This is a genomic window from Roseomonas sp. TAS13, assembly GCF_001950415.1.
Lineage (GTDB): Bacteria > Pseudomonadota > Alphaproteobacteria > Acetobacterales > Acetobacteraceae > Roseomonas > Roseomonas mucosa.
The window spans coordinates 1-3,095 of record NZ_BDLP01000454.1; the positions used below are offsets into that span (position 1 = coordinate 1).

Below are 3,095 nucleotides of genomic sequence, written 5' to 3' on the forward strand. Positions count from 1 at the left end.
GCGCTGCGGCCCGTCGCCGCGCGACGGGAGGCCGAGCGGGCGCGGCGGGCGCGACAGGCGGCCGCGACGCGCGTGGATTTCTTCACCATGGTGCGCGGAGAGGATTGATGAACGTCGTCACCGGATTGCTGCCCGGCTTCGCCGATCCCGTCCTCGACGCGCAGCGGGTCTTCCGCGGCGTGATGGAGGCGCTGGCACGCCCCGGCAGCCTGCAACCCCTCGCCGACCTGCCGGAAGTTCCGGCGCCGCTGACGCCGGAACTGGCGGCGATCGCCCTGGCGCTGGCGGATGCGGATGCGCCGCTCTGGCTGGACGCGCCGCTGGCCGGGGCGCCGGCGGTGGCGGAGTTCCTGCGCTTCCACACCGGGGCGCCGATCGTGAAGGACCCGGCGGAGGCCGCCTTCGCCCTGGTCGCCGATCCGGCACGCTGCCCGCCGCATGAGGGCTTCGCCCAGGGCACGCCGGACTATCCGGATGCCTCCACCACGCTGGTGCTGGCCCTGCCGCGGCAGGAGGGCGGGAAGCTGCTGCTGCTGGAGGGGCCGGGGATCGAGGGCTGCCGCAGCGTGACGCCGCCCCTGCCGGAAGGCTTCGTGGCGCGGCTGAAGCGGAACCGGAAGCGGTTCCCGCTCGGGCTGGATCACCTGCTGGCCCTGCCGGGCGCGGTGATGGGCCTGCCCCGTTCCACCCGCGTGACGGAGGCCTGACGCATGTATGTGGCCGTGAAGGGCGGCGAGGCCGCCATCGAGAACGCGCACCGGCTGCTGGCCGATGCGCGGCGCGGCGACCGCGCCGTGCCGGAGATCGGGGTCGATCAGATCCGCGAGCAGATGCGGCTCGCGGTGGACCGGGTGATGACGGAGGGCTCGCTCTATGACCCCGACCTCGCCGCGCTGGCGCTGAAGCAGGCGCGGGGCGACCTGATCGAGGCGGTCTTCCTGGTGCGGGCGGCGCGAACCACCCTGCCCCGCTTCGGCGCCGCCGAGGCGATCGACACCGCGGCGATGGCGGTGCGGCGGCGGGTTTCCGCCACCTACAAGGACCTGCCGGGCGGGCAGGTGCTGGGGCCGACCTTCGACTACACGCACCGGCTGATCGACTTCGCCCTGGCGGCGGGGCTGGAGCCGCCGGCCCCGGCCGAGGCGCCCGCCGATCCGGCCGAGCCGGTGCCGCATGTCACGGCGCTGCTGGGCGGCGAGGGGCTGATCGAGCCGAGCGAGCCCGGGGCGGAGGTGGAGAACGGCGCCGAGGTGGGCGACCTGACCCGGGCGCCGGTGGCCTATCCGGCGGAGCGCGACATCCGCCTCCAGGCCCTGGCGCGGGGTGACGAGGGCTTCGTGCTGGCGCTCGGCTATTCCACCCAGCGCGGCTATGGCCGCAACCACCCCTTCGTCGGCGAGATCCGCTTCGGCACGGTGGAGGTGGAGTTCGTGCCGGAGGAGCTGGGCTTCGCCGTGCCGCTGGGCGAGGTCGAGGTCACCGAATGCGAGATGGTGACGCAGTTCAAGGGCTCCTCCCAGGCGCCGCCACAGTTCACGCGCGGCTATGGCCTGTCCTTCGGCCAGGGCGAGCGCAAGGCGATGGCCATGGCGCTGGTGGACCGGGCGTTGCGGGCGGAGGAGCTGGGCGAGGAGGTGAATGCCCCGGCGCAGGACCAGGAATTCGTCCTCTCCCATTGCGACAACCTGCAGGCGACGGGCTTCGTCGAGCACCTGAAGCTGCCGCACTACGTGGATTTCCAGGCGGAGCTGGAGCTGGTGAGGCGGATGCGGGCGGAACATGCCGCCCAGGAAGAAGCAGCGCGAGAGACGCGGAAGGAGGCGGCGGAATGAGCGCTGGAATGACCCCCGGGCAGCAGGCCGGCGCGGGCGTGGCCGGCTACAACTTCGCCTATCTGGACGAGGGCACGAAGCGGATGATCCGCCGCGCCATCCTGAAGGCCATCGCCATCCCCGGCTACCAAGTGCCCTTCGCCTCGCGCGAGATGCCGATGCCCTATGGCTGGGGCACGGGCGGCGTGCAGGTGACGGCGGCGGTGCTGGGGCCCGAGGACCGGCTGAAGGTGATCGACCAGGGCTCGGACGACACCACCAACGCCGTGTCCATCCGCAAGTTCTTCGAGCGCACGGCGGGCGTCGAGACCACCACCCGCACGGCGGAGGCCACGGTGATCCAGACGCGGCACCGCATCCCCGAGCATCCGCTGACCGAGGGGCAGATCCTCGTCTACCAGGTGCCGATCCCGGAGCCGCTGCGCTTCCTGGAGCCGCGCGAGACGGAAACGCGGCGCATGCACGCGCTGGCGGAATACGGGCTGATGCACGTGAAGCTCTACGAGGACATCGCGCGGCACGGCCATATCGCCAAGACCTATGCCTATCCGGTGGAGGTGGCGGGGCGCTACGTGATGGACCCCTCGCCGACGCCGAAATTCGACAACCCGAAGATGGACCACTGCGCCGCGTTGCAGCTCTTCGGCGCAGGGCGCGAGCGGCGGATCTATGCCGTGCCGCCCCATACCGAGGTGCGGAGCCTGGATTTCGAGGACCATCCCTTCACCATCCAGAAGTTCAGCCAGCCCTGCGCGCTCTGCGGCGCCACCGGCACCTACCAGGACGAGGTGGTGCTGGACGACCGGGGCGGCCGGATGTTCGTCTGCTCCGACACGGATTTCTGCGAGGAGCGGCGCGAGGCGGGGCATCGCGGCCCGATGCTGGGCGAGGCCCCCTCCTTCGCACGGAAGGAGAATGCGCGATGAGCGGGCTGCCTCTTCTCTCCGTTGAGAGCCTGAGCAAGCGCTACGGCGCGCGCATCGGCTGTGCCGATGTCAGCTTCGACCTGGAGCCCGGGGAGGTGCTGGCGGTGGTCGGCGAATCCGGCTCCGGCAAGTCCACCCTGCTTTCCTGCCTCGCCACCGAGCTGATGCCCGACAGCGGCCGCGTGCTCTATCGCGGCAAGGATGGCGAGGCGCGCGACATCCTGGCGCTGGGCGAGGCCGAGCGGCGCCTGCTGCTGCGCACCGAATGGGGCTTCATCCGCCAGGATGCGGCGCCTGTCTCTTGATCACATCTACGCACAGCTCCACCGTAAGGCGA

General features: G+C 71.5%; 5 protein-coding genes. All 5 read left to right on the forward strand.

The window, feature by feature from the left end; genetic code table 11:
- Window positions 1-3: 3 nt before the first annotated feature.
- From ROTAS13_RS21930 to ROTAS13_RS21950, 5 genes are read left to right on the forward strand one after another with little or no spacing between them, the layout of a single operon-like run.
- A complete protein-coding gene (locus tag ROTAS13_RS21930; RefSeq protein ID WP_253187740.1) occupies window positions 4-108 on the forward strand; it encodes a phosphonate C-P lyase system protein PhnG in 105 nt (34 codons plus the stop codon).
- Window positions 108-707, forward strand: coding sequence for a phosphonate C-P lyase system protein PhnH (phnH, locus tag ROTAS13_RS21935; RefSeq protein ID WP_019463228.1), 600 nt, complete (start codon window positions 108-110; stop codon window positions 705-707). Before ROTAS13_RS21930 ends, phnH begins: the two co-directional genes overlap by 1 nt.
- A gap of 3 nt (window positions 708-710) precedes the next feature.
- Window positions 711-1,832 carry a carbon-phosphorus lyase complex subunit PhnI gene (locus tag ROTAS13_RS21940; protein WP_075823425.1) on the forward strand — a complete coding sequence of 374 codons (1,122 nt, stop codon included), beginning with the start codon at window positions 711-713 and terminating at the stop codon, window positions 1,830-1,832.
- A complete protein-coding gene (locus ROTAS13_RS21945) occupies window positions 1,829-2,758 on the forward strand; it encodes an alpha-D-ribose 1-methylphosphonate 5-phosphate C-P-lyase PhnJ (protein WP_026033588.1) in 930 nt (309 codons plus the stop codon). The genes ROTAS13_RS21940 and ROTAS13_RS21945 overlap by 4 nt, the downstream gene beginning before the upstream one ends.
- On the forward strand, window positions 2,755-3,063 hold the full coding sequence (locus ROTAS13_RS21950) for an ATP-binding cassette domain-containing protein (RefSeq protein WP_083755664.1): 309 nt from the start codon (window positions 2,755-2,757) through the stop codon (window positions 3,061-3,063). Before ROTAS13_RS21945 ends, ROTAS13_RS21950 begins: the two co-directional genes overlap by 4 nt.
- The last annotated feature ends 32 nt before the right edge of the window (window positions 3,064-3,095 follow it).

Excerpts from the sequence above, each read along its gene's own strand:
- ROTAS13_RS21945 (WP_026033588.1), top strand. The coding sequence starts at position 1,829 with ATGAGCGCTGGAATGACCCCCGGGCAGCAGGCCGGCGCGGGCGTGGCC.
- ROTAS13_RS21940 (WP_075823425.1), top strand. The coding sequence starts at position 711 with ATGTATGTGGCCGTGAAGGGCGGCGAGGCCGCCATCGAGAACGCGCAC.
- ROTAS13_RS21950 (WP_083755664.1), top strand. The coding sequence starts at position 2,755 with ATGAGCGGGCTGCCTCTTCTCTCCGTTGAGAGCCTGAGCAAGCGCTAC.
- phnH (WP_019463228.1), top strand. The coding sequence starts at position 108 with ATGAACGTCGTCACCGGATTGCTGCCCGGCTTCGCCGATCCCGTCCTC.